This window comes from Paenibacillus apiarius, assembly GCF_017052585.1.
Taxonomy (GTDB): Bacteria; Bacillota; Bacilli; order Paenibacillales; family Paenibacillaceae; genus Paenibacillus_B; species Paenibacillus_B apiarius.
In genome coordinates this window covers 5,783,882-5,808,029 of sequence record NZ_JAFFHZ010000001.1, presented here as the reverse complement: position 1 = coordinate 5,808,029, position 24,148 = coordinate 5,783,882, and the positions used below count along the sequence as shown (strand labels likewise).

General features: G+C 50.2%; 18 protein-coding genes and 2 pseudogenes. 5 read left to right on the top strand and 15 right to left on the bottom strand.

Going from position 1 to position 24,148, the window contains the following annotated elements:
- The first annotated feature begins 72 nt into the window (after positions 1 to 72).
- The 4 genes from JSQ80_RS25705 (at position 73) to JSQ80_RS25690 (ending at position 3,588) form a co-directional block, all read left to right on the top strand.
- Positions 73 to 939 carry a glycosyltransferase family 2 protein gene (locus JSQ80_RS25705; RefSeq protein WP_206097324.1) on the top strand — a complete coding sequence of 289 codons (867 nt, stop codon included), beginning with the start codon at positions 73 to 75 and terminating at the stop codon, positions 937 to 939.
- 112 nt (positions 940 to 1,051) lie between these two features.
- Complete coding sequence (locus JSQ80_RS25700; RefSeq protein ID WP_206097323.1) at positions 1,052 to 2,191, top strand: DegT/DnrJ/EryC1/StrS family aminotransferase; 1,140 nt, start codon at positions 1,052 to 1,054, stop codon at positions 2,189 to 2,191.
- A complete protein-coding gene (locus JSQ80_RS25695; RefSeq protein ID WP_206097322.1) occupies positions 2,188 to 2,820 on the top strand; it encodes an acetyltransferase in 633 nt (210 codons plus the stop codon). Before JSQ80_RS25700 ends, JSQ80_RS25695 begins: the two co-directional genes overlap by 4 nt.
- A 27-nt stretch (positions 2,821 to 2,847) precedes the next feature.
- Positions 2,848 to 3,588 carry a class I SAM-dependent methyltransferase gene (locus JSQ80_RS25690; RefSeq protein ID WP_206097321.1) on the top strand — a complete coding sequence of 247 codons (741 nt, stop codon included), beginning with the start codon at positions 2,848 to 2,850 and terminating at the stop codon, positions 3,586 to 3,588.
- A gap of 170 nt (positions 3,589 to 3,758) precedes the next feature.
- On the opposite strand, the gene JSQ80_RS25685 is transcribed toward JSQ80_RS25690, so the two are convergent.
- Positions 3,759 to 3,971: a glycosyltransferase family 2 protein gene (locus tag JSQ80_RS25685; protein WP_206097320.1), complete on the bottom strand. Its 213-nt coding sequence runs from the start codon at positions 3,969 to 3,971 to the stop codon at positions 3,759 to 3,761.
- Between the two features lie 32 nt (positions 3,972 to 4,003).
- A complete protein-coding gene (locus JSQ80_RS25680; protein ID WP_206097319.1) occupies positions 4,004 to 4,237 on the bottom strand; it encodes a hypothetical protein in 234 nt (77 codons plus the stop codon).
- Between the two features lie 638 nt (positions 4,238 to 4,875).
- On the opposite strand from JSQ80_RS25680, the gene JSQ80_RS29320 reads away from it, so the two are divergent.
- On the top strand, positions 4,876 to 9,135 hold the full coding sequence (locus JSQ80_RS29320) for a hypothetical protein (RefSeq protein ID WP_240463814.1): 4,260 nt from the start codon (positions 4,876 to 4,878) through the stop codon (positions 9,133 to 9,135).
- A gap of 316 nt (positions 9,136 to 9,451) precedes the next feature.
- Here JSQ80_RS29320 and JSQ80_RS25665 read toward each other — a convergent pair.
- The 13 genes and pseudogenes from JSQ80_RS25665 to JSQ80_RS25605 form a co-directional block, all read right to left on the bottom strand.
- A pseudogene (locus tag JSQ80_RS25665) lies at positions 9,452 to 9,978 on the bottom strand (YdeI/OmpD-associated family protein).
- Positions 9,979 to 10,039: 61 nt separating this feature from the next.
- Positions 10,040 to 10,569: pseudogene (locus JSQ80_RS25660) on the bottom strand (ATP-binding cassette domain-containing protein); the annotation flags it as partial.
- Between the two features lie 1,095 nt (positions 10,570 to 11,664).
- Positions 11,665 to 13,167, bottom strand: a complete 1,503-nt coding sequence (locus JSQ80_RS25655; protein WP_206097318.1) for a thiol-activated cytolysin family protein — start codon at positions 13,165 to 13,167, stop codon at positions 11,665 to 11,667.
- A gap of 571 nt (positions 13,168 to 13,738) precedes the next feature.
- Positions 13,739 to 14,623, bottom strand: a complete 885-nt coding sequence (locus tag JSQ80_RS25650) for a LysR family transcriptional regulator (protein WP_206097317.1) — start codon at positions 14,621 to 14,623, stop codon at positions 13,739 to 13,741.
- 145 nt (positions 14,624 to 14,768) lie between these two features.
- Positions 14,769 to 16,307: an acyl-CoA carboxylase subunit beta gene (locus JSQ80_RS25645; protein WP_206097316.1), complete on the bottom strand. Its 1,539-nt coding sequence runs from the start codon at positions 16,305 to 16,307 to the stop codon at positions 14,769 to 14,771.
- 31 nt (positions 16,308 to 16,338) lie between these two features.
- Positions 16,339 to 17,121, bottom strand: coding sequence for an enoyl-CoA hydratase (locus JSQ80_RS25640; RefSeq protein ID WP_206097315.1), 783 nt, complete (start codon positions 17,119 to 17,121; stop codon positions 16,339 to 16,341).
- A gap of 37 nt (positions 17,122 to 17,158) precedes the next feature.
- Positions 17,159 to 18,061 carry a hydroxymethylglutaryl-CoA lyase gene (locus JSQ80_RS25635; RefSeq protein ID WP_206097314.1) on the bottom strand — a complete coding sequence of 301 codons (903 nt, stop codon included), beginning with the start codon at positions 18,059 to 18,061 and terminating at the stop codon, positions 17,159 to 17,161.
- A 22-nt stretch (positions 18,062 to 18,083) separates the two neighbouring features.
- A complete protein-coding gene (locus JSQ80_RS25630) occupies positions 18,084 to 18,296 on the bottom strand; it encodes an acetyl-CoA carboxylase biotin carboxyl carrier protein subunit (protein ID WP_206097313.1) in 213 nt (70 codons plus the stop codon).
- Between the two features lie 58 nt (positions 18,297 to 18,354).
- Positions 18,355 to 19,701: an acetyl-CoA carboxylase biotin carboxylase subunit gene (locus JSQ80_RS25625; protein ID WP_206097312.1), complete on the bottom strand. Its 1,347-nt coding sequence runs from the start codon at positions 19,699 to 19,701 to the stop codon at positions 18,355 to 18,357.
- Between the two features lie 14 nt (positions 19,702 to 19,715).
- Positions 19,716 to 20,855: an acyl-CoA dehydrogenase gene (locus tag JSQ80_RS25620; protein WP_206097311.1), complete on the bottom strand. Its 1,140-nt coding sequence runs from the start codon at positions 20,853 to 20,855 to the stop codon at positions 19,716 to 19,718.
- Between the two features lie 20 nt (positions 20,856 to 20,875).
- Complete coding sequence (locus JSQ80_RS25615) at positions 20,876 to 22,027, bottom strand: dihydrolipoamide acetyltransferase family protein (RefSeq protein ID WP_206097310.1); 1,152 nt, start codon at positions 22,025 to 22,027, stop codon at positions 20,876 to 20,878.
- Between the two features lie 18 nt (positions 22,028 to 22,045).
- On the bottom strand, positions 22,046 to 23,029 hold the full coding sequence (locus JSQ80_RS25610) for an alpha-ketoacid dehydrogenase subunit beta (RefSeq protein ID WP_206097309.1): 984 nt from the start codon (positions 23,027 to 23,029) through the stop codon (positions 22,046 to 22,048).
- A gap of 12 nt (positions 23,030 to 23,041) precedes the next feature.
- Positions 23,042 to 24,055: a thiamine pyrophosphate-dependent dehydrogenase E1 component subunit alpha gene (locus JSQ80_RS25605; RefSeq protein ID WP_206097308.1), complete on the bottom strand. Its 1,014-nt coding sequence runs from the start codon at positions 24,053 to 24,055 to the stop codon at positions 23,042 to 23,044.
- Between the last annotated feature and the right edge of the window lie 93 nt (positions 24,056 to 24,148).

Here is a 24,148-nt window from a genome sequence, read left to right as displayed (position 1 = left end):
CATAGTCTGAGAGGTAACAATCCTATCGTACAATGAGGGACACAACTCATTTTTATGAAAGGTGGAGTTATCTTGGAACATCCGTTAGTTAGTGTCGTGATTCCCGCTTATAACCGGCCCCATACGTTAAAAATCGCCATCGACAGCGTACTTGAACAAACCTACCCGAATATCGAAATCGTCATTTGCGACGACAGCTCCAATAACGAAGTGCAACAAATGCTGGAAGCAGCTTATCTGCCGTCTTATCCCCAGATTAAATACCATAAAAACGAGAAAAACCTTTTTCTTGAAAACTGGCACAAATGCTTCGACCTGGCCTCGGGGGAATATATCAATTACTTGATGGATGACGACGTATTTCATAAAGAAAAGATCTCCAAAATGCTTTACTTTTTTAACGAATTCGAAAACATCACGCTAGTCACGTCCTACCGGCAAACCATTAATGAATCGGGGAGCTTTCTTGCGCCTATCGCCGCAACGGTCAGACTCTACGAAGAGACAAGAGTGATGGATGGAAAAACGCTGGGGAACATCGCATTAACCCGTTGCTTAAATGTGATCGGCGAACCGACGACCGTATTGTTTAAAAAAGCAGACCTTACCGAACCGTTCGGAGTATACCGCAGGAAGCAATACTCGCTGATCAACGATATGGCTGCCTGGTTATCTCTCTTGTCCAAAGGAAAAGCGGTTTATATTCCGGAAGCGCTCAGCTATTTTCGATTACATGCCAGCCAAAACAACAGCGTGCTTGGCTTTAAAGCGTTCAGCGAATGGCTCGATATAACAATCGCCTCCAGAGAGGAGGGGTTTCTGGAAACGGAGGAGTTGTACAAAACCGCCCTTCTTGCTTACCGCATACGCGTGCAGGGATATCCGCAATTTGCAGCAGACATTCAGCGGATCGATACGATCTTGAATACGATAGAATGAGGCCCGCGAAAATCGGAGAGCCAGGTATTCGCCGTTCCCCCCGTTCATGGGGTTCATACTCTAAGGTGTACACATTGAATCGAAATAGATTCCAGTGAGAAGGGGTTGCCTCATGTATGAAATTCCGTTCTTGCGACCGAATTTAGTCAAAAAGGAGCGGTTGCTTTCTAATTTTGAAAAAATAGAAGCAAGCCGGATTTACTCCAATTACGGACCCTTAAATCATCTGTTTGAAACGCGCGTGATTGCCCAAATGTTCGGCGGCATCGGCGCAGCCGTGACGGTGCATAACGCTACTCTCGGGCTGATGCTGGCGATTTCGCAAAGCAAGCGGCCCCGGGGCAAATATGCGGTGATGCCTAGCTTTACTTTTGCAGCGACCCCTCTTGCCGCCGAGTGGTGCGGACTTGAACCATATTTCCTGGATATTGAACCGGACGATTGGCAAATGAACAGAGCGCAATTGGAGGAAACGGTCGAGCGGCTGGGCGAGCAGATCGCGGTCGTCGTTCCTTACGCCACTTTCGGTTCGGCTATCGAATTATCCATATACGATAAACTGCTGCAGGAAGGAATTCCGGTCGTCATCGATGCGGCTGCCAGCTTTGGAACCACCGTTGCGGAGGATGCCACACAATTCGGCAAAGGCTTCGGTGGAGCCGTGGTGTTCAGCTTTCACGCGACCAAAACGTTTGGCGTCGGAGAAGGCGGGCTGGTGTATAGCGCGGACCAGGATCTCATTCAGCGAATCCGCCGGGCCGGCAACTTCGGCTTCTCCAGCTCCAGGGAATCCGTAATGTTAGGCTTAAACAGCAAAATATCGGAATATACCGCCGCTATCGCCTTGGCCACTCTTGAAGGGTTCCAGGCAGTACAGGAGAGAAGAAAAACGATCATTGGCTATTATCGCCGTGAACTGCAGCAGCAGGATTTAATGCAGCGGGGATGGTCTGTCCAAAAGATGCAAGGCCGGGTGCCCCTGCAATTTTTCTCTATGCTGAGCCCGGACCCTTCCGATAACCGGGAAGTCATCCGGCGGTTAGCCTCCCATTCGATTGAAGCCCGGACTTACTTCTCCCCGGCATGCCATCAGCAGAAGCAGTTTCAAAGCTACCCCCATTCCGATCTCCACGTGACGGAACGGATTGCGGACCGTATTATCAGTCTGCCGCTCTGGGAGGAAATGGATGAGGCCACCGTTGGGCGAATTGTGAAGGTGCTTGGAAGCATTACCGAGGGGAATGCCACATGAGAAAGATCATCATCTGGGGATCGGGCGGACACGCCCGCGAGGTCAACTGGCTTTGCGAAGAGATGGGAGTGCAGGTGCTGGGGTTCCTGGACGAACGGCCTGAAATGAAGGGCCAACTGGTAAATGGAGTTCCCGTATTGGGAACGCTTGACGATATCGAAGCGCTGCGGCATGAGATCGAGATTGTTTGTGCCGGGGTCGGAGCCCCGGCATTAAAGAAGCGGTTCGCTTACGATACCATCCGGTCGGGATTCCGCATCGCAGACCCGCTGATCCATCCCCGTGTCCGTTTGTCGAGGAGAAATATCGTGGGGCAAGGCAGCATGATCTGCGAAGGGGCCATCCTTACCGATAATATCCGGATCGGATGCCATGTGATCATCAATCGAAGCGCCAACATCAGTCATGATACGGTCATTGACGATTATGTCACTATCGCCCCGGGTGTGAATCTGGCGGGCAATGTGGCCGTAGGCGAAGGAGCCTACATCGGCATCGGCTCCTCGGTTCGGGAGAAATGCCGCATCGGCTGCTGGTCTATGATTGGTGGCGGAGCCTTTGTCAAAGGCGATATCCCTGACTTTACTATGGCTGCGGGGGTTCCAGCCGTCATCAAAAAACGGCTTTGATAAGAAATAGGAAAGGAGAAAAAGCATTTGGTTGACCATCTCAAACACCAAGGTCCTTACTATTGTCCTTATTGCAATAATACGATTGTACGTTTTCGCCCGTGGCCGGATATTTACGATTTTCCCAAGTGCCAATATGAAATGTGGAACAAGCTGACCGCCATGTGTCCCGTGTGCTCCTCTTTCGACAGGGAAAGGTTGTATAAATTCTATATTGAAAGGGAAACGGATTTGCTCGTAAGGCCGCAAAAATTACTGCACATTGCACCCGAGAAAAATTTAAGAGAATGGTTAAAAGGATATCCGAACATTTCCTATATATGCGGCGATTTAATGCCTCAGGATTCGGAAATGGAACGGGTGGACTTAACGGCTATGCCTTACGCTGACGAAACATTCGATGCTGTTATTTGCAGCCATGTACTGGAACATGTTACCGAAGATCACAAAGCGATGGGAGAAATCTGCCGCGTATTGAAACCGAACGGCTGGAGCATTCTGCAAGTGCCGATCGCTTTAAACTTCGAGGAGATTTTAGAGGACCCGGCGGTGACCTCGCCGCAGGCAAGAAAAGAACACTTCGGCCAAGACGATCATGTACGCATTTATAATCGGAAAGGATTCGTTGGCCGATTGGAAGCGGCCGGGTTTCATGTCGTTTTATTTAATTTGGCGGAAAAATACGGTATCGAGGAAGCAAACCTGTACGGTTTGTCCGAGAAAGATACGCTGTATATCGGGACCAAGCAGACTGTTCCTGCACCATGAATCGACTGTCACCCAATTGCGATTAAAAGCAAAGAGCCGGCTTCCGCTTGGGAGACGGCTTTTTTTGCGGGTGAACGGGCGAAGTCTTGGTTGCTTACGGGAAGCCAAGTGATGGTGACAACAGCCTCTTCCCGTAGCCGGCATCGAAGCCTTGATCGGGGGAATCGCCGTTAAACCATATCGCCGTGCGGATGCCCCTGATGCGCGTGAATGATATCGGCGGATCGGCATCTTCCCCTGTTCCTCGCTTTCCTTGCCAAAGCTGGCGCTGCCGTATGGTATGCGAACGTGTCTCCCCCGATTTTTAACTGAAATCCGGCCAATCTGGCCCAGTAGCAGTAATTGTCATCCTCAAAATGGCCTGGCGTAAACGGTTCGTCCATAGACCAGATCGACTCTATCAGCTCGCGCTTAATCAGAAAGTAAAATCCAACAAGCTCGGTACGAATGGTGTCGGGAATAGCGAGTCGCTTCCCGCCACATCCTTGCGGTTTGTTACTCCGGAATGTCGGTTCAAGGCAACGTCCACCCCTTGCTCAACTGACTGGATGAACGGAATCAGCTCCCCCGTCGAAATGACCATGTCTCCGTCGAGGAACAGCACGATTTCCTCCCCGGGCTTCTTTGGTGCAGATGCTTTTGCAGACATTGTGACCGAGCGCTTCCCCAAAGCTGCTCCCTTCGTGCCGGCATACTTTTCTCGTTAAAAACAAGTTACCCGGCAAATGAAGCTTTTACGGCCATTTCACAAATATACGATTTCACCTCTTCAAAGGCCGAGGCTCGCTGCGCATTACCACATACTATATTAAAGGCTTCACTATCTTAAGTTTTTTGGGAGTGGAGCTACATCAGTATACGGAGGTGACATCCAGTTGACCGAATCCGCATTTAGAGCTCGTGCGAGCGCAGATCAAATTATTACACAACCAGGACCGTTCAATGTATTCTTTCAAACCGTTGAGTATGATTTGAACGGCGAGTACAACCCAGCGGCTTCTACCTTCGTCGCGAGCGAGGGTGGCGTGTATACGATAAGCGTCAGCCTTTTGCTTCTGGCGGACCCTCTAGTGGAATTCATTGCACTTATATTGGAAGGACCCAACAATTCAGGAAAGATATTCATCCAAAATACGAATCCACCTGGTGTGGGTTTCACAGTAAACTTTACCGCTCAAATGAATTTCGCTCCGGGTGACAGTATGAGGGTACTTCTTGTACCCAACGCCGGAGTGCTTGGAGTAGTAGCCGATCCCATTTATACTCATTTGGAGGCTGCACGGACAGATGGAGCAGTTGGGCCGACAGGACCTCAAGGACCTCAAGGCGCTCAAGGACCTCAAGGCGCTCAAGGACCTCAAGGACCTCAAGGGCCTCAAGGACAGGGCGTTCAGGGCTTCCAAGGACCTCAAGGACCTCAAGGACAGCGCGGCGTTCAAGGCTTCCAAGGACCTCAAGGCACTCAAGGACCTCGGGGCGCTCAAGGACCTCAAGGCACTCAAGGACCTCGGGGCGCTCAAGGCGCTCAAGGACCTCAAGGACCTCAAGGACAGCGCGGCGTTCAAGGCTTCCAAGGACCTCAAGGCACTCAAGGACCTCGGGGCGCTCAAGGCGCTCAAGGACCTCAAGGACCTCAAGGACAGCGCGGCGTTCAAGGCTTCCAAGGACCTCAAGGCACTCAAGGACCTCGGGGCGCTCAAGGCGCTCAAGGACCTCAAGGACCTCAAGGACAGCGCGGCGTTCAAGGCTTCCAAGGACCTCAAGGCACTCAAGGACCTCGGGGCGTTCAAGGCGTTCAAGGGCCTCAAGGCACTCAAGGACCTCAAGGACCTCAAGGCACTCAAGGACCTCAAGGTGCTCAAGGACCTCAAGGTACTCAAGGCGTTCAAGGCGACCAAGGACCTCAAGGACCTCAGGGCGAACAAGGGCCACAAGGCGACCAAGGACCTCAAGGACCTCAGGGCGAACAAGGGCCACAAGGCGACCAAGGACCTCAAGGACCTCAGGGCGAACAAGGGCCACAAGGCGACCAAGGACCTCAAGGACCTCAGGGCGAACAAGGGCCACAAGGCGACCAAGGACCTCAAGGACCTCAGGGCGAACAAGGGCCACAAGGCGACCAAGGACCTCAAGGACCTCAGGGCGAACAAGGGCCACAAGGCGACCAAGGACCTCAGGGACCTCAAGGTGACCAAGGACCTCAAGGTGATCAAGGACCTCAGGGCGAACAAGGGCCTCAAGGCGATCAAGGACCTCAAGGTGACCAAGGACCTCAAGGTGACCAAGGACCTCAAGGCGACCAAGGACCTCAAGGACCTCAGGGCGAACAAGGGCCACAAGGCGACCAAGGACCTCAAGGTGATCAAGGACCTCAAGGCGACCAAGGGCCACAAGGCGATCAAGGACCTCAAGGTGACCAAGGACCTCAAGGCGACCAAGGACCTCAAGGCGAACAAGGACCTCAGGGCGAACAAGGGCCTCAGGGTGACCAAGGGCCACAAGGCGAACAAGGGCCACAAGGCGACCAAGGACCTCAAGGTGATCAAGGACCTCAAGGTGACCAGGGATCTCAAGGCGACCAAGGACCTCAGGGTGATCAAGGACCTCAAGGTGACCAGGGACCTCAAGGCGATCAAGGACCTCAAGGCGACCAAGGACCTCAGGGCGAACAAGGGCCTCAGGGTGACCAAGGGCCACAAGGCGACCAAGGGCCACAAGGCGACCAAGGACCTCAAGGTGATCAAGGACCTCAAGGCGACCAAGGACCTCAGGGCGAACAAGGGCCTCAGGGTGACCAAGGGCCACAAGGCGACCAAGGGCCACAAGGCGACCAAGGACCTCAAGGTGATCAAGGACCTCAAGGTAACCAGGGATCTCAAGGCGACCAAGGACCTCAGGGTGATCAAGGACCTCAAGGCGACCAAGGAGCTCAAGGGGCGACTGGCGCTCAAGGACCTCAGGGTGACCAAGGGCCACAAGGCGACCAAGGAGCTCAAGGGGCAACTGGCGCTCAAGGACCTCAGGGTGACCAAGGGCCACAAGGCGACCAAGGAGCTCAAGGGGCAACTGGCGCTCAAGGGCCTCAGGGTGACCAAGGGCCTCAAGGCGACCAAGGACCTCAGGGCGAACAAGGGCCTCAGGGTGACCAAGGGCCACAAGGCGACCAAGGGCCACAAGGCGACCAAGGACCTCAAGGTGATCAAGGACCTCAAGGTAACCAGGGATCTCAAGGCGACCAAGGACCTCAGGGTGATCAAGGACCTCAAGGCGACCAAGGACCTCAAGGTGATCAAGGACCTCAAGGTAACCAGGGATCTCAAGGCGACCAAGGACCTCAGGGTGATCAAGGACCTCAAGGCGACCAAGGAGCTCAAGGGGCGACTGGCGCTCAAGGACCTCAGGGTGACCAAGGGCCACAAGGCGACCAAGGAGCTCAAGGGGCAACTGGCGCTCAAGGACCTCAGGGTGACCAAGGGCCACAAGGCGACCAAGGAGCTCAAGGGGCAACTGGCGCTCAAGGGCCTCAGGGTGACCAAGGGCCTCAAGGCGATCAAGGAGCTCAAGGGCCTCAGGGTGACCAAGGGCCACAAGGCGACCAAGGAGCTCAAGGGGCGACTGGCGCTCAAGGGCCTCAGGGTGACCAAGGACCTCAAGGCGACCAAGGAGCTCAAGGGGCGACTGGCGCTCAAGGGCCTCAAGGTGACCAAGGACCTCAAGGCGATCAGGGAGCTCAAGGGGCGACTGGCGCTCAAGGACCTCAGGGTGACCAAGGACCTCAAGGCGACCAAGGAGCTCAAGGGGCAACTGGCGCTCAAGGGCCTCAGGGTGACCAAGGGCCACAAGGCGACCAAGGAGCTCAAGGGGCGACTGGCGCTCAAGGGCCACAAGGCGACCAAGGAGCTCAAGGGGCGACTGGCGCTCAAGGGCCTCAGGGCGACCAAGGGCCACAAGGCGACCAAGGAGCTCAAGGGGCGACTGGCGCTCAAGGGCCACAAGGCGACCAAGGGCCACAAGGCGACCAAGGAGCTCAAGGGGCGACTGGCGCTCAAGGGCCTCAGGGTGACCAAGGACCTCAAGGCGACCAAGGAGCTCAAGGGGCGACTGGCGCTCAAGGGCCTCAGGGTGACCAAGGACCTCAAGGCGACCAAGGAGCTCAAGGGCCTCAGGGTGACCAAGGGCCACAAGGCGACCAAGGAGCTCAAGGGGCGACTGGCGCTCAAGGACCTCAGGGTGACCAAGGGCCACAAGGCGACCAAGGAGCTCAAGGGGCAACTGGCGCTCAAGGACCTCAGGGTGACCAAGGGCCACAAGGCGACCAAGGAGCTCAAGGGCCTCAGGGTGACCAAGGACCTCAAGGCGATCAGGGAGCTCAAGGGGCAACTGGCGCTCAAGGACCTCAGGGTGACCAAGGGCCACAAGGCGACCAAGGAGCTCAAGGGGCAACTGGCGCTCAAGGGCCTCAGGGTGACCAAGGGCCTCAAGGCGACCAAGGAGCTCAAGGGCCTCAGGGTGACCAAGGGCCTCAAGGCGACCAAGGAGCTCAAGGGGCGACTGGCGCTCAAGGGCCTCAGGGTGACCAAGGACCTCAAGGCGACCAAGGAGCTCAAGGGGCGACTGGCGCTCAAGGGCCTCAAGGTGACCAAGGACCTCAAGGCGATCAGGGAGCTCAAGGGGCGACTGGCGCTCAAGGACCTCAGGGTGACCAAGGAGCTCAAGGCGACCAAGGAGCTCAAGGGGCAACTGGCGCTCAAGGACCTCAGGGTGACCAAGGACCTCAAGGCGATCAGGGACCTCAAGGGGCGACTGGCGCTCAAGGGCCTCAGGGTGACCAAGGACCTCAAGGCGACCAAGGAGCTCAAGGGGCAACTGGCGCTCAAGGGCCTCAGGGTGACCAAGGACCTCAAGGCGATCAGGGAGCTCAAGGGGCGACTGGCGCTCAAGGACCTCAGGGTGACCAAGGGCCTCAAGGCGACCAAGGAGCTCAAGGGGCGACTGGCGCTCAAGGGCCTCAGGGTGACCAAGGACCTCAAGGCGACCAAGGAGCTCAAGGGGCAACTGGCGCTCAAGGGCCTCAGGGTGACCAAGGACCTCAAGGCGACCAAGGAGCTCAAGGGGCAACTGGCGCTCAAGGACCTCAGGGTGACCAAGGACCTCAAGGCGATCAGGGACCTCAAGGGGCGACTGGCGCTCAAGGACCTCAGGGTGACCAAGGGCCTCAAGGGGCAACTGGCGCTCAAGGACCTCAAGGTGACCAGGGACCTCAGGGTGACCAAGGACCTCAAGGCGACCAAGGAGCTCAAGGTACTCAAGGTCAGCAAGGACCTCAAGGGCCTCAAGGTCAGCAAGGACCTGAAGGACCACAAGGGCCTCAAGGTCAGCAAGGACCTCAAGGTACTCAAGGGCCTCAAGGACCTCAAGGACCATAAGGGCTGCTTTAAGGCGAAACTGACGTACCCGGGCCGTAATGATCTTTATTTACAACAGATAAGTTCCGCCAATATAAACTGGCTGCCGAGGGCTTCTCTCGGCAGCTTTTTTTACCTATAGCTGGAAACTGTAAAAAAGCGAGGGATACATCGTATTCAATCCTATACCTTCATCACCAAGCGTTTCGGAAAAGAGAATTTGCCTTTGCATGATTGTAAAAAAATGAATTGCGAATTACTTCAACCATGTTGTACTTTCCTGATCTTCAATTGCCGCGATAACAAAAGAAACACATCGCCTCAAGTTGTCGATGTGTTTTAAGTCCCTAGAGCTTATCATTTACATTGTTAGTCTGGACACAAATTGATCAACATATGGCATCCGCCCTCAATGTTATGTTTGATTAATCTATTTTCTCATCGAATATACTAATCATTTAATCCCTTAATCCCTTTCCATTGAGAATTTGCTGCATACATTTTTCAACTCTTGACTCTCGAGTTTTGGATTGTTTGGGTTCAGAAAAATAAAGAATGTATGCTCTTTGCCGTCCGGGCGTCAAGGCTTCAAAAGCCGTTTTCAAGGCAGGGATTTCATCGAGTTTATTTTGAAATTCTTCCGGAATGTTTAATTCTGTCGTCTTCTTAAAATTCACTTCCAAACCGGCTTTTTCAACTTCAATGGCTTCATAAATATAGGCTTTCAAGATGGTTTCCATTTCAACGATTTCTTGAAGATTGGTGAACCGAATCTGGCGCGCCGCCTGTACATTCTCCGTTTGTTGGATTAGAATCCCATGGGGATCCTTTAACAAGGCATCTTTGTGAAACAAAAGCGCACAATAGTCTTTAAATCCAGCTCACATTCAAGTACGATATTTCTCAACTTCTCATATTCTTCCCTCCACTTTTTGGCTTTACGTAAATATTCATCAACCTTAGGATTCATTCTACTCTTTGTCATCAAGGAACACCCCTCTTCATTTTTTCGATCAGCTGACAGTCAAGATTGATCGTGCTTCCTACTCGGCGTTTCTGATGACATCCAGGTTATGTTCGATCACAATGACTGTATTTTCCGGCATCTACAAGACGATTCATGATAGCCAGCAGATGGGCGATATCCGACATGTGCAGTCCGGTCGTGGGCTCGTCCATGACGTAAATACTTCCCTTTTTATGCAATTCGCTGGCCAGCTTGATGCGTTGGCACTCACCGCCCGACAGTGTGCTGAGCGGCTGGCCGAGTATAAGATAATCCAGACCCACGTCACTCATGGCCTGCAGCTTGCGCACAACTTCTTTGATGTCAAAGAAAGAGAGAGCTTGTTCAACGGTCATCACCGCACATCGGCGATCGATTTATCGCCCAGTTTGTAGGCCAGCACCTCTTCTTGAAACGTTTGCCGCCGCAAACTTCGCAAGGTGTTTTGACGCTCTCCAAAAATGCCAAGTCGGTATAAACGACGCCAAGGCCTTGGCAGTTCTCGCAGGCACCTTTGGAATTAAAGCTGAACAGACCTGGTTTCACTTTGCTGGCTGATGCATAGGCCTTTGCCCGTTAGCGTCCCCCATAAGTGAAACTTATTCAGGTTCCAAACTTTCCAAATGACTAACTCCTAATTGGACACCATTTAGTGACGCTTTGATTATAGGTCACCATTTGGTGTCGTATCAATCTCCCTGGGGGGAGCATATTTCAATATGATATTTGATATTTGTTGTGTACTGGGAGGAGCTCCTTTGACTAAAAAAAAAGCATTGGATCGTTTTATTCGATAATGAAGACACCTCAATGATTCACTTTTATTAGAGACCACAAATCATGAGGACTACATTTCTATCACTGTACAAAAGGGAAAATCCGCGATTCTTCTGCGGATTTTCCCTTTACTAATTCAAATCTTCTTCATTCTTTCTGTTATGATATGATTTTGGTTTAATGCTTTCACCTTGGATGTACTGTTACTATTAAAATAATCATGAATTTCTTTATTTTTTCGAATCGTATTTTGATGAATTCCCAATCCTTCTGGGTCTATTTCTTTAGATTTGTCTGAAACCGTTCAGGTTTACCCTCTTTTATGAGAGCATCAATAGTTTTCCGAATGATCGTTTCTTTTTATTGTCATATGATGTTTGAAGCCACTTCAATTCATTTATTTGAGGAGATACGGATCCGGCCGAGGCACTTTTGCTCCACATCCGGCACAAGCCATTTTAGTCGGACATACGGAGTCAATGGTACATATTCTCCCTACAACCTTTGACATAGTACCAACTTTTTCTCGGTACTCTTCGTAAAGCTCTTGAAGCCATTCGGTCCTCCTAAGAATTCCCTTTTGAATATCAACATAAGAGATCCAGTTTTCTTATCAGCGCTAATGCCAAGTGATTTTCCCACGGGAATCCTACACATTGCCGGACAAAATACTTAATATTTTTTTCCTCAACCTTTTCCCAATAGAAAATTCCATAAGAAACCGTTCTTTAGTAAGATGGAAGTACCACCCACAATTTGCTCAAGTGGGCAACGATGAAGCAAAAAGGTCGAGTTCGGGAGCAAATGTAGCCCCTAACTCGACCTTTTTTCAAATCTAACGGTTATCTCACAGGTAGTTGCTTTTGGGACAGCCCCTTTCAGAAATGACTAGTGACTAATGTCTGCTGACGGGTTTAACGTTGTTCCCCAAATCGAAACTTTTATATTGCTGGTTAACGGGACGTTAGGTTCATTTATAATTGTTCTCCACCATTCCCAGGCAAGACCTGTACATTCTCTTGCAAAAATTTTGATGTTCTTGGCATTAGGCGGAAGTGGAATCTCTGTCGAGAAATGCGCTGTTTTATCTTGCCAATTACCTTCCCAAGTTTTATGAGTAATGATTTCTTGTCCATTTTCATCAAATGTATACTCGTCCCAAGACACTTCAAACTGAGCTACATATGCACCACTATGATCAAGCGTTATTTTACCTTTCGTATATTCTGTCGTTTTCGTCTCGATATAGTCTGTATTGTTGTGAACCGCAGCTATGGAATTGTCTTTCAAGAAGACACTGGTATATGAAATAGGGTAAGCTGGATTCTTGCTGCTATATTGTGCATTGTCCTTGATTACATTTTGAATGACATCGAAGTCTTTTGAGACGACCTGGTTATGTGTTTGTGCATCGCCGCCTAATACAACAGCAGTAAACGAACTGTTTTCATAAATATCTTTATACTGTCCGCTAGCTTGTATGCTAGGATTATTGAGCAATAATTTAAATGCCGTTTGTACATCGCTGCTCTTTGAGGTCGTCTCCAATTTCACGTAAATGGTTCTGCCATAAGCTACGTTAGATACCATCAGTGGCGGAGACTCATTACTTACCCCTTTACGGACTAATTCAGCAAACGTCACACTGTCATCAAACAAGTCCGATGGATTGTTAGGAAGCGCTGCGCTTACGGTATAAAAGATTTGCTTATAAGCGGCAACCATCACTTTTTTCTCGCCGCTTGCGACCGCGTTAAAGTCGATTCCGAGCGTACCGTTAAGCACTTTAGAATTCACATTCAGTGCACTGGCAATTTGATTTTGGCTGTAAACCATGGATTCTGCGTACTGTAATCTCGCAGGCAGTGTATGCGTGCCGGAATACTTCTCAATCCAAGTCGACACGAGTTGATCAACGGCACTAGAAACACTGCCATAAGTTGGATTTTGGACGGAAATTGTATTTTCATTCTTCAACCCAGGCAGATCAATGCTAATATCTAATGGTTTTCTCGCGGCCATAACCAGACTAGGCTGATTATCCGCAAAATCCTGGTTTGCAAGCTGTATTGCGCCTGGATAAGTACGATTCGTGATCGAATCAATAATTGAAATATCTACGGGTGAGGTTGTGAGTGATTTTTTATCCCGTTCAACCACGATAAATTTATCATTGGACTGGATGCCTTCTTTGGGAACAAAACTACTGATTTGATCACCTTTTACGGCCAAAACTTCATTACGATTATAATTTAGGCCTGCGATCCCGCTATCAATATCATTGGGTTCGTTTGTTGCAGCGAATGAAATACTCGAATAAGTAAACACATGTAAACCAATTAATAGACTTACGAGCACTTTTATTCCTTTACCATGTTGTGGATTCTTCATAGAGATCTCCTCCTTTGATGTAAAAACTGTATCGGTATTTTGGCATAAAATTATGATATCTATAGAAAAATTACAAAGCTCCGTAACTTTTATAACACAAGTTATAATGAGTCTAATTCAAGCATCTTGCGTAATAAACGCCTATTCTTGGGCTTGCTGAATAATTCTGAAATCGTATATAAAACACGATATTTCCAAAAATACTGGGACTGAATGGATTTCGTATTTCCATTTTTAAATATGACATATGGAAATTTACGTGGTAATCCATCCGAGCCGGACGTAATTCGGGATACCTTCCCCAAGAAATCATAATGTCCAATTGGCGAGCCGGCCTCTTCCCCACCGATGCTGAAAGCAATGCGAATCCTCCCGTCGCTGCAAATAAAAAACTCTCCTATGCATCGCATTAGGAGAGCGTGTATATTTCCATCATTTCGAAATCCATCGCTCTTCAGCCATCCCGGTGCCCACCAGTTCCATATGCCAAGGATTCCAATGATTCCAAGGGATTCCAAGGGATTCCAACGATTCTCATTCATGATGAACCAGCCGCTGTTCATAATCCCGATTAATTCGGCGGATTGGCCTGAATATAGGCAATCAACTCCCGGGATGCATAAGAAAGGTATTTATCCCGGGGATAAATAAGCGCCAACTCCCAAGCAATCTCCGGATGGGAAATCGAAACGGCATGAACGGCAAGATGATGCAAACGGTTCGCCATCGATCTGGGGATCAATGAAATTCCTAATTGAGACGCCACCATCTCGCAGCAGAAATCCCACAGGGAGGTCATATGAGCTACCTCGGGTTCGAACCCGGCCCGCAAGCATGCTTGCCACACTACGTCATGAAGGGCGAATTCCTTGGTGAACAGAATAAACGGCTCATTCTTTAATTCATCTAAACTGGCGGATTTTCTTCCGGCAAGCCAGTGGTGACTGCTTACAATGACAACCAGCTCTTCAGATAACAATGAAACCGTTCCATACAGCCGAGTGTTCACCGGCAACACCGTGACCCCAAAATCGATATTTCCTTGCTCCATCTGAGTCTCTACCTGTTTCGCGCTGTATTCTACCATGTGAATCTCAATCCTGGGATATCTCTTCTTGAAGCCGGCAATTATTTTCGGGAATAGCAATGCGCCGATTGTAGGCATGATTCCCATCTTCACCTTTCCTCTTTGCACTTGAACCAGCTCATTAACAGAAGAAGATAACTCCTCTAGCAGCTGCAAAATTTTTAAAGCCTTCTCGTTAACCAGCTTTCCTGTATCCGTGAGCACAATCTCCCTCTCGGAACGGTCAAGCAAAGTAACTCCCAATTCGTCTTCGAGGCTTTTGATCATCTTGCTTATGGATGGCTGAGAAACAAACAGGACCTGCGAAGCTTTTGTAAAATTTTTATGCTTGGCTACTTCTGTAAAATAATGAAGCTGTCTAATATCCATCTGATCCGGATCTGCCTCCTTCCCCTATAGGCAAAGCGGTATCCAAACCATACATCCTCTCGCTCAAGATTATGATATGCCGTTCACGCAAAAAACAGCACCGGCGCGCCGCTAAACGCTTGGTGCTGTTCGGAATGCCAGCGAATTAAACCGGATATACCGGGTGCTTCCGCTCAGAGAAGACGACAACCTTTGATGAATAAGCCTCGAATCGATTCACTAACTCGTCACGCAACGAATCGGCCGGAATAATCCCGTCAATAATCATTTCGGAGGCTAGCCGGTAAATATCAATATCCTGCTTATATTTCTCCCGCTTTTGTTCGATAAAAGAGGCCCGCTCGTTTTCAGGCAGCCCCGCAATTTTATTGGCATAGACGGCGTTGACCGCAGCTTCCGGTCCCATCACCGCAATTTGAGCCGTGGGCAATGCGAGACAGCAATCCGGTTCAAACGCAGGACCAGCCATCGCATAGAGGCCTGCTCCGTATGCTTTACGGACGATCACCGAGACTTTAGGCACGCTCGCTTCGGACATGGCAGAAATCATTTTCGCGCCATGGCGGATAATTCCTGCCCGCTCCACCTTGGTGCCGATCATAAAACCGGGAACGTCGGCGAGAAACAGAAGCGGGATATGAAACGCGTCGCAAAGGGTAATAAATCTGGCTGCCTTATCCGCCGAATCTTGAAACAGCACGCCTCCTTTCACCCGCGGCTGATTGGCAATGATCCCAACCGGTTTTCCGTTCATTCGGGCCAATCCCGTAATCAGTTCGCCGGCAAACAGCTTCTTAATCTCAAAGAATGACCCCTCGTCAATAATCCGGTCAATCAGGCCATACATATTAAACGGGGCATTCTGATTGGACGGGATGAGCTCTTCTAATGATTTCTCAAAGCATTGTGGTGCCGCCGCTTCCACGACCGGCGGTTTTTCGGAGAAATTGGCGGGAAAATAGGAGAGATATCGTCGTGCCGTCGAAATGGCTTCTTCTTCGTTGTTGGCCAGCACATCACCGCATCCGGATACCGAGCAATGCATGCGCGCGCCACCCATTTCTTCTAACGTAACCTTTTCTCCGATAACCATCTCCGCCATCCTCGGGGAACCGAGATACATGGATGCATTTCCATCCACCATAATCACGATATCGCAAAATGCCGGAATGTATGCTCCGCCTGCAGCCGAAGGACCAAAGAGCAGACAGATTTGAGGAATTTTACCCGACAATTTGACCTGATTGTAAAAAATACGGCCAGCCCCGCGCCTGCCGGGGAACATCTCGACCTGGTCCGTAATGCGAGCACCTGCTGAATCCACGAGGTAAATCAACGGCACTCTCATTTTGTCGGCCGTCTCTTGTATTCGAATGATCTTCTCTACCGTACGCGCTCCCCAAGAACCGGCTTTTACGGTGGAATCATTGGCCATCACACACACGGTTCTCCCGTTAATCTTTCCAATCGCCGTAACCACGCCATCCGCCGGAAGGTCTTCTGCCACACAGTTGGCAAATAACGCATCCTCCAGCTCGAAACCCGGATCAAACAATAGCTTCAAACGGTCGCGAACAAAACGTTTTCCTCGCTCCGCATTCTTTTGATGATAAGCCCGCGCCCCCCCTTGGAGGATCCGTGAACTACGTTCCTGCAGCACCTCCGGATTTATTTCCATGGACATCCCCTATTCCTCCTTATCTCCAAAATGCTTGTTACTCGCCCTTAAATATGGGGGGACGCTTATCTTTGAACGCCTGCAGTCCTTCCGAGCGATCCTTTGTCGGAATCGTTACTTCATAGGCATGTTGCTCAATCGCAAGCCCGGTGCTCAGATCCGCATCACATCCCTTATCGATTGCGAACTTGGCCTGCGCCACGGCGATAGGAGCATTTCGAACAATTTGGCCCGCTATTTCTAGTGCTTTATCGAGAAGGGATTCAGGCGGTGTCACATACTGTACCACCCCCATGTCCCTTGCCTCTTTGGCATCGATTTTTCTTGCCGTGAAAATGAGCTCTTTGGCGCGCCCCTTCCCGATCAGCCTCGGCAACCGCTGCGTTCCGCCTGCGCCAGGAATAATCCCAAGCGAAGTCTCCGTAAGGGCGAATGTTGCCGTTTCGGAAGCGATCCGAATGTCACATGCCAACGCCAATTCCGTTCCCCCGCCCAAAGCGGCTCCGTTCACGGCGGCAATGACCGGCTGGGGCAAGGCTTCTACATCATTGATGCTCTCGCGAATCAAAGAAACCGTCCTGCGCACCCGGTTCATGTCCATTCCTGCGCGCTCTTTTAAATCGGCACCTGCGCAAAAGGCTTTCTCTCCAGCCCCTGTGACCACGATACAGCGAACAGACCGGTCAAATTTACATGTCGCAGCCGCATCCCGCAATTGTTCGAGCATCTTTATCGATAGCGCATTGGCGGCTTCCGGCCGGTTTAAAGTCATGAGCACAATTCCATTTCCAATGTTGGAGACCAATACGGCTTTTTCCATGATCCCCCTCCTTCCCTGAACCGAATGATGAGCCTGCCTATCCGTTCGAGCTGCCGGCCTGAAGATTACGGCTTGGTAAATCTCTTCCTATCTTTTCCTGTATAAAACGGGCTGCGGAGAGCAGCTTTTCCTGATTTACCCCCGTTTGAATCCCCATCGCATCCAGCATGTAAAGCAAATCTTCCGAAGCCACATTGCCCGAGGCCCCAGGTGCATACGGGCATCCGCCTAAACCGCCGACGGAGGCATCGAATGTCGTGATCCCCATGTCCATGGACACCAGAATATTAGCCAGAGCCGTTCCGCGCGTATCGTGAAAGTGCAGGGCCAGTTTTTTGGCATCAAAACGCTTTAAAAGAATATCCAATACACCTTGCACCTGCTTCGGATTGGCAATGCCAATCGTATCCCCGAGAGATAACTCGCCAATCCCCATTTCGAACAACGTGTCCGATACCCGGATCACCTCGTCGATGGAAACAGGACCTTCGTAGGGACAACCGAAGGCGGTTGACACATAACCGCGGACTGACTTTCCTGCTGAAAGCGCTTCTTGCGCCACTTCTCTTAGAATGGGAAAGGTAACGCGAATAGACTTGTTTATATTCCTTTGATTATGGGTTTCGCTGGCCGACATAAAGACGGCTGCTTCATCCACATCGACTTCCAGCGCTCGCTCCAGACCTTGACGATTCGGAACGAGAGCTGAATAAACGATGCCAGGCATCCGTTCAATTCCTTTCGCAACTTCAGCGGCATCTGCCAGCGCCGGGATCCACTTGGGATTCACAAACGAAGTGATTTCAATGGATTTGATTCCGGTGCCGGACAATTGGTTGATCCAAGCTATTTTATCCTCTGTTGAAACAAAGACCTTCTCATTCTGTAATCCATCCCTCGGACCAACCTCTTTGATCGTCACACTCGCCGGCCAGTTCATCTCCCCAACCCCCAGCATACGTTTAATCCAGCTCGATCAATGGATCTCCTTCATCAACAAAGTCGCCTTCGCTCACGATTACTTCTTTTACCGTCCCGCCGGAACCAACCGAAATCGTGATCTCCATTTTCATCGATTCCAACACGGCCACATTTTGTCCTGCTTCGACTTGATCCCCAGGCTTGACAAGAATTTTATACACATTCCCCGCCATAACCGCCACTATTTTGCTCATCTGAATAACCTCCTTTTCTACGAAAAGCCTTCCGGAAACTCGCCGAGGCTCCATAATGTCATGTCTTCTCTAGTAAATACTTAGCAACGAAACCCGTTGTCGTATCGCCTGAACGGAAGGCGGGATGCGCGATTACTTCTTGTAGCATCGGGATGTTTGTTTTGATTCCCTGAACTTGGTATTGGGCCAGCGCCTCTTGAATCCGGCCAATCGCCTCGTCGCGATCCTTCCCTTTGACTATGAGCTTAGCAATCATCGGATCATAGAAAGGAGTGACCATGGAACCATCATGTACAGCCAACTCATGGCGGATTCCGTCTCCTTCAGGTATAGCAAACTTCGTAATCACTCCCGGAGATGGAAAGAACGTCTTCGGATCTTCCGCATAAATCCGCACTTCAATCGCATGACCGTCGCGTTTCACATCGGATTGACCAAAATTCAAGGAATGTCCGGCCGCAATTCGCAATTGCTCTGCCACCAAGTCCAAGCCGGTAATCTCTTCTGTAATCGTATGCTCCACCTGCAGACGAGTATTCATTTCAAGAAAATAGAAATTTTTCTTCCCGTCCACTAAAAACTCGATGGTTCCTGCATTGCGGTATCCGATGGATTGAGCCGCCCTTACCGCCGCTTCTCCCATTTTGCTTCTCGTGAGTTCATCCAAATAGGAAGAAGGGGCTTCCTCCACTACTTTTTGATGACGGCGTTGAATGGAACATTCCCGTTCCCCTAAGTGGACTGTATTCCCATGGGAATCGGCCAAAATCTGAATTTCGATGTGCCGGGGATTTTCTACGACCTTCTCTATATACATGGCCCCATCTCCGAAGAAATTAGAGGCACGTTTCTGGTTCCCTTCAAATGCTTGCTTCATTTCCGATTCGTTATAAACGATCTGCATGCCGATCCCCCCGCCGCCGGCCGAAGCTTTCAGCATAACCGGATAGCCGATACGACTGGCTACCTGTGCTGCTTCTTCAGCATCCGCTAACGGATAGGAAATGCCGGGGACTACAGGCACACCTGCCTGTTCCATGATGTTTCGGGATTCAATTTTACTGCCCATGCGGGAGATGACATCCGCAGATGGACCGATGAATACGATACCGGCCTCCTCACAGCGGCGGGCAAATTCGGCATTTTCCGAGAGAAGGCCGTATCCGGGGTGAATAGCATCCGCTTTTGCAAGACGGGCGATTTCTAAAACTTTCTCGATTTTTAAATAGCTATCTGTTACTCTGGGATTTCCGACCTCGTAGGCCTCATCCGCCATTTTGACATGAGGGGCTTCCTTATCCACTTTCGAGTATATGCTGACGGTGGCAATGCCCAGCGATTTGCAAGTACGGATCACTCGAGCCGCAATTTCGCCCCGGTTGGCGATTAGAATCTTTTTGAACATAGCACCAATCCCCTTTAACAACCGATCTGGCGTGCAATTACCATTCGTTGCACTTCCGAAGTTCCTTCCCCGATCTCTAACAGCTTGGCGTCCCGGAAGAACCGCTCCACCTGGTATTCCTTCATATAACCATACCCGCCATGGATCTGAACGGCCTGATCGCAAGCCTTCATACAGATTTCCGAAGCAAATAATTTGGCCATCGCCGCTTCCTTCTTAAATCGTCTTCCTTGATCTTTAAGCCATGCCGCTTTATACACCATGTTGCGGGCGAGTTCAATATTCATGGCCATGTCGGCCAGTTTAAACTGGATGGCTTGAAAGGAAGATAAGCTGTGGCCAAATTGTTTTCTTACTTTGGCATATTGGAGCGATTTTTCGTAAGCCCCTTGCGCGATCCCGACCGCCATTGCCCCGATCCCGATTCTCCCTCCGTCAAGCGTAGCTAAAAATTGCTTGTATCCATGTCCTTCTTTCCCCAGGAGATTTTCTCTGGGAACGGTTACATTTTCCAACACCAACTCCGTTGTATTCGATGCATGAAGACCCATCTTTTCATAATTGTTAATGACCGTAAATCCTGGCGCATCGGTAGGCACGATAAACGCGCTGATTCCATCCGTCCCTTTGGAGCGATCCGTTACGGCCGTGAGCGCCAGGCTTTTGGCATAGCTTGCATTGGTAATAAAGCATTTGGAACCGGAAATGATCCACTGATCCTTATGCAGCTTCGCTGTCGTTCGGGTTCCGCCCGCATCGGAACCCGCATTCGGTTCCGTCAGTCCAAATGCCCCCAAGTATTCTCCTGTGCAAAGGGGGGTTAAGTATTTTTCCTTTTGCTCGTGCGTTCCAAATAAATGGATGGGGGCCCCGCCTAACGAAATATGGGCAGAATAGGTAATGCCTGTGGATGCGCATACCCGACTTAATTCTTCTACAGCAATAGCAAAGCTTATGGTATCTGCTCCCCCGCCGCCGTACTTTTCGGGAAAAGGCAGACCCATGACTCCCAGCTTCGTTAATTTATCGAAAACAGCCTCCGGAAATTCCTTTGTGCGATCCCGTTCATCTGCGCCCGGAGCAACCTCGCCTTCCGCAAAATCACGCATCGTCTTCTTTATCAACGCTTGTTCCTCGGTTAAATCAAAATGCATGATTTCATCGCCCCTTTCCTTTAATCGAGTCCGGTGCCGGTATCCGTGCCGTAACCTTCAATCTTTTGCTTGACTCTCTTCAAGAAGCGGCCGCATATCAGACCGTCCAACACCCGGTGATCCAGGGAAAGACAGATGTTCATCATATCGCGGACAGTAATCATGTTATCGATGACGATCGGACGTTTTACGATGGCTTCAACACTCAAAATGGCCGCTTGCGGATGATTGATGATTGGGGCTGACAGAACGGAACCGAAAGTGCCTGTGTTATTAACGGTAAAAGTTCCGCCAGTGGTATCCTCTGCCGTTAACCTGCCCTCCCTCGTCTTCGTGACCAATTCATCCACTGCTTTGGCAAGACCTGAAATGCTTTGTTGGTCGGCGTCCTTAATGACAGGAACGAATAACGCTTGATCGGTGGCAACAGCAATCGAGATATGAACCGCTTTCTTGACGATAATGCGATCATCTCCCCACTGCGAATTTAAGATCGGGAATTCCTTCAAGGCTTCTGCAACCGACTTGATAAAGAACGGCAAATAAGTTAAATGGATTCCTTCTTTTTCCTTAAACTCCTCTTTTATCCGGTCGCGATAACGTACCAGTTCGGTGACATCGCATTCAACCATAAGCCAGGCGTGGGGGATCTCCTGCTTGCTTTTTAGCATTCGTGTGGCAATCGTTTTGCGGATGGCGGTAACCGGGATCGTCTCGTCGTTTCCTTGCAAAATCTTCAAGATGTCTTTTTTGGTGACGCGTCCGCCAACGCCTGAGCCTTCGATACGGGAAAGATCCAGGTTGTTTTCTTGCGCCAGCTTAAGCACGGCCGGCGAATAGCGTTGGTTCATGGCTGCTTGCGTTGTCGCAGCATCGGCTTCCTGATATGGGGCGGCGGCTGACGTTTTGGATTCAACCGGCGCGAGCGCTTGATCTTCCGCCTCAATACGGCAGAGCAAAGCTCCTACCGCTACCGTTTCGCCTTCTTCAACGACAATTTCGGCTATCGTGCCGCTAAAAGCAGAAGGAACCTCCGCAGTTACTTTATCTGTAATCACTTCGCATACGGGATCATACTTTTTGACTTTATCCCCGATATTGACGAGCCACTTGGAGATGGTTCCTTCCGTTACACTTTCTCCTAACTGGGGCATTACGATTTTCTCAGCCATATTCTCCTCCCGAACGGATCATAATTGCGCCAATTCTTTCATGGCCTGATATACTTTATCCGGATTGAGCATGAAGAATTTCTCCATTGGCGAACTATAAGGCATAGCGGGAACGTCCGGACCACATAGGCGTTTGATCGGAGCATCCAATTCAAACAGGCATTCCTCTGCGAGCACAGCTGCCACTTCAGCCCCAACGCCTCCCTCTTTGTTGTCTTCATGAATAATTAGCACTTTACCGGTTTTACGAGCAGCCTCTACAATAGATTCCTTATCCATAGGATAGAGGGTACGCAAATCCAGAATGTGAGCGCTGTATCCTTCTTGGGACAGTTTTTCTGCCGCTTCCAACGCAAAATGCAAGCTAAGTCCGTAAGAAATAACCGTGAAGTCTTCTCCTTCCCGCTTAATATCTGACTTCCCGATGGAAACAATGTAATCCGAGTCCGGCACCTCTCCTTTAATCGATCGGTAACATCGCTTATGTTCAAAGAAAAGAACTGGATCTTCATCGCGGATGGCTGCTTTTAGCAGTCCTTTGGCATCATAAGGAGTGGAAGGCGTGACCACTTTTAAACCGGGTATGTTGCAAAACATGGCTTCGACGCATTGCGAATGATAGAGGGCGCCCCGAACTCCTCCTCCATAAGGAGCACGAATGACCAAGGGACAGTTCCAATCTCCGTTCGAGCGGTACCTCATTTTGGCTGCTTCATTCACAATTTGGTTTACGGCAGGCATGATATACTCGGCAAACTGAATTTCTGCTACAGGCCTAAATCCATAAGCGGCTGCCCCAACTGATACACCTGCAATGGCCGCTTCGGATAGTGGCGTATCTATAACCCGTTGTTCCCCAAACTCCTCATAGAATCCCTGTGTAACCCGAAACACACCCCCGCGCACCCCGACGTCTTCTCCTAGTACAAATACCCTTTTATCTCGCTGCATTTCCTCCCGAAGAGCTTGGGTCACTGCATCAATATAAGAAATTACGGCCATTTCTCACTCCCCCTATTCTGCATACACGTGCTTAAGGGCATCTTGCGGAGCCGAATCCGGGGCATTCTCCGCATATTCCGTGGCCTCATCGACGTCCATGAGCATCCGGTCATGGATTTCCTTCTCTTTCGGTTCATCTAATATCCCCAAATCTTTAAGATAATTGCTGAAGGATACTAGCGGATCCTTCTTCCTGGCTTCTTCCACTTCTTCACGGGAACGGTAGGTTCGATCATCGTCGTCGCTTGAATGAGGGACTAAACGATAGACGACCGCCTCGATAAGCGTTGGCCCTTCTCCTCTTCTTGCTCGATCGGCCGCCTCTTTCGTGACCTTATATACTTCTAAGGGATCATTGCCATTCACACTGATGCCAGGAAACCCATAACCTTTTGCTCGATCCGCGATACTTTCACAAGCCGCCTGCTTTGAAAACGGGACAGAAATGGCATACTTGTTATTCTCGCAGAAGAAAATGACAGGAAGCTTGTGCACCCCCGCAAAGTTCGCCGCTTCGTGAAACTCCCCTTGATTGCTGCCCCCGTCCCCGAAGGCCGTTAACACGACAAGCTTTTCCTCCTGCATTCTTCCAGATAAAGCGATTCCAACAGCATGCGGCACCTGACTCGATACGACACTGGACCCCGAAAGAATATTCAGTCTTTTACTCCCGTAATGCCCTGGCATTTGGCGTCCGCCACTGTTTGGATCTCCCGCCCTGGCAAAAGCGGAAAGCATCAATTCCTTTGCCGTCATCCCGAAAACAATGGCCATACCCATGTCCCGATAATACGGACACATAAAATCTTTCGTTCGATCCAACGCATAAGCCGCTCCTACCTGCGCTGCTTCATGACCTTGGCAAGAAACGAGAAAAGGGATCTTTCCCGCACGATTTAGAATCCACATCCGTTCATCTACTTTTCGCGCCAAAACCATATGCTGATACATTTCAAGAACCTGCTGATCCGATAAACCTAGTGCTTGGTGCCGGTTCTTGACTTGACCATTTCCGGTTTTATTCATATCGTATCCCTCCGACAATTGTGCCGCTGCATACTGCGGCTCCCTTTATTTTACATACCGTCATTCCAATCATGAAATATATATTGCGCATAG

Bases quoted from the DNA above. Each gene is read 5' to 3' on its own strand.
- JSQ80_RS25700 (WP_206097323.1), top strand. From the start codon at position 1,052: ATGTATGAAATTCCGTTCTTGCGACCGAATTTAGTCAAAAAGGAGCGG.
- JSQ80_RS25695 (WP_206097322.1), top strand. From the start codon at position 2,188: ATGAGAAAGATCATCATCTGGGGATCGGGCGGACACGCCCGCGAGGTC.
- JSQ80_RS25685 (WP_206097320.1), bottom strand. From the start codon at position 3,971: ATGGACGAACCGTTTACGCCAGGCCATTTTGAGGATGACAATTACTGC.
- JSQ80_RS25680 (WP_206097319.1), bottom strand. From the start codon at position 4,237: ATGTCTGCAAAAGCATCTGCACCAAAGAAGCCCGGGGAGGAAATCGTG.
- JSQ80_RS29320 (WP_240463814.1), top strand. From the start codon at position 4,876: ATGGAGCAGTTGGGCCGACAGGACCTCAAGGACCTCAAGGCGCTCAAG.
- JSQ80_RS25655 (WP_206097318.1), bottom strand. From the start codon at position 13,167: ATGAAGAATCCACAACATGGTAAAGGAATAAAAGTGCTCGTAAGTCTA.
- JSQ80_RS25650 (WP_206097317.1), bottom strand. From the start codon at position 14,623: ATGGATATTAGACAGCTTCATTATTTTACAGAAGTAGCCAAGCATAAA.
- JSQ80_RS25645 (WP_206097316.1), bottom strand. From the start codon at position 16,307: ATGTCCATGGAAATAAATCCGGAGGTGCTGCAGGAACGTAGTTCACGG.
- JSQ80_RS25640 (WP_206097315.1), bottom strand. From the start codon at position 17,121: ATGGAAAAAGCCGTATTGGTCTCCAACATTGGAAATGGAATTGTGCTC.
- JSQ80_RS25635 (WP_206097314.1), bottom strand. From the start codon at position 18,061: ATGAACTGGCCGGCGAGTGTGACGATCAAAGAGGTTGGTCCGAGGGAT.
- JSQ80_RS25630 (WP_206097313.1), bottom strand. From the start codon at position 18,296: ATGAGCAAAATAGTGGCGGTTATGGCGGGGAATGTGTATAAAATTCTT.
- JSQ80_RS25625 (WP_206097312.1), bottom strand. From the start codon at position 19,701: ATGTTCAAAAAGATTCTAATCGCCAACCGGGGCGAAATTGCGGCTCGA.
- JSQ80_RS25620 (WP_206097311.1), bottom strand. From the start codon at position 20,855: ATGCATTTTGATTTAACCGAGGAACAAGCGTTGATAAAGAAGACGATG.
- JSQ80_RS25615 (WP_206097310.1), bottom strand. From the start codon at position 22,027: ATGGCTGAGAAAATCGTAATGCCCCAGTTAGGAGAAAGTGTAACGGAA.
- JSQ80_RS25610 (WP_206097309.1), bottom strand. From the start codon at position 23,029: ATGGCCGTAATTTCTTATATTGATGCAGTGACCCAAGCTCTTCGGGAG.
- JSQ80_RS25605 (WP_206097308.1), bottom strand. From the start codon at position 24,055: ATGAATAAAACCGGAAATGGTCAAGTCAAGAACCGGCACCAAGCACTA.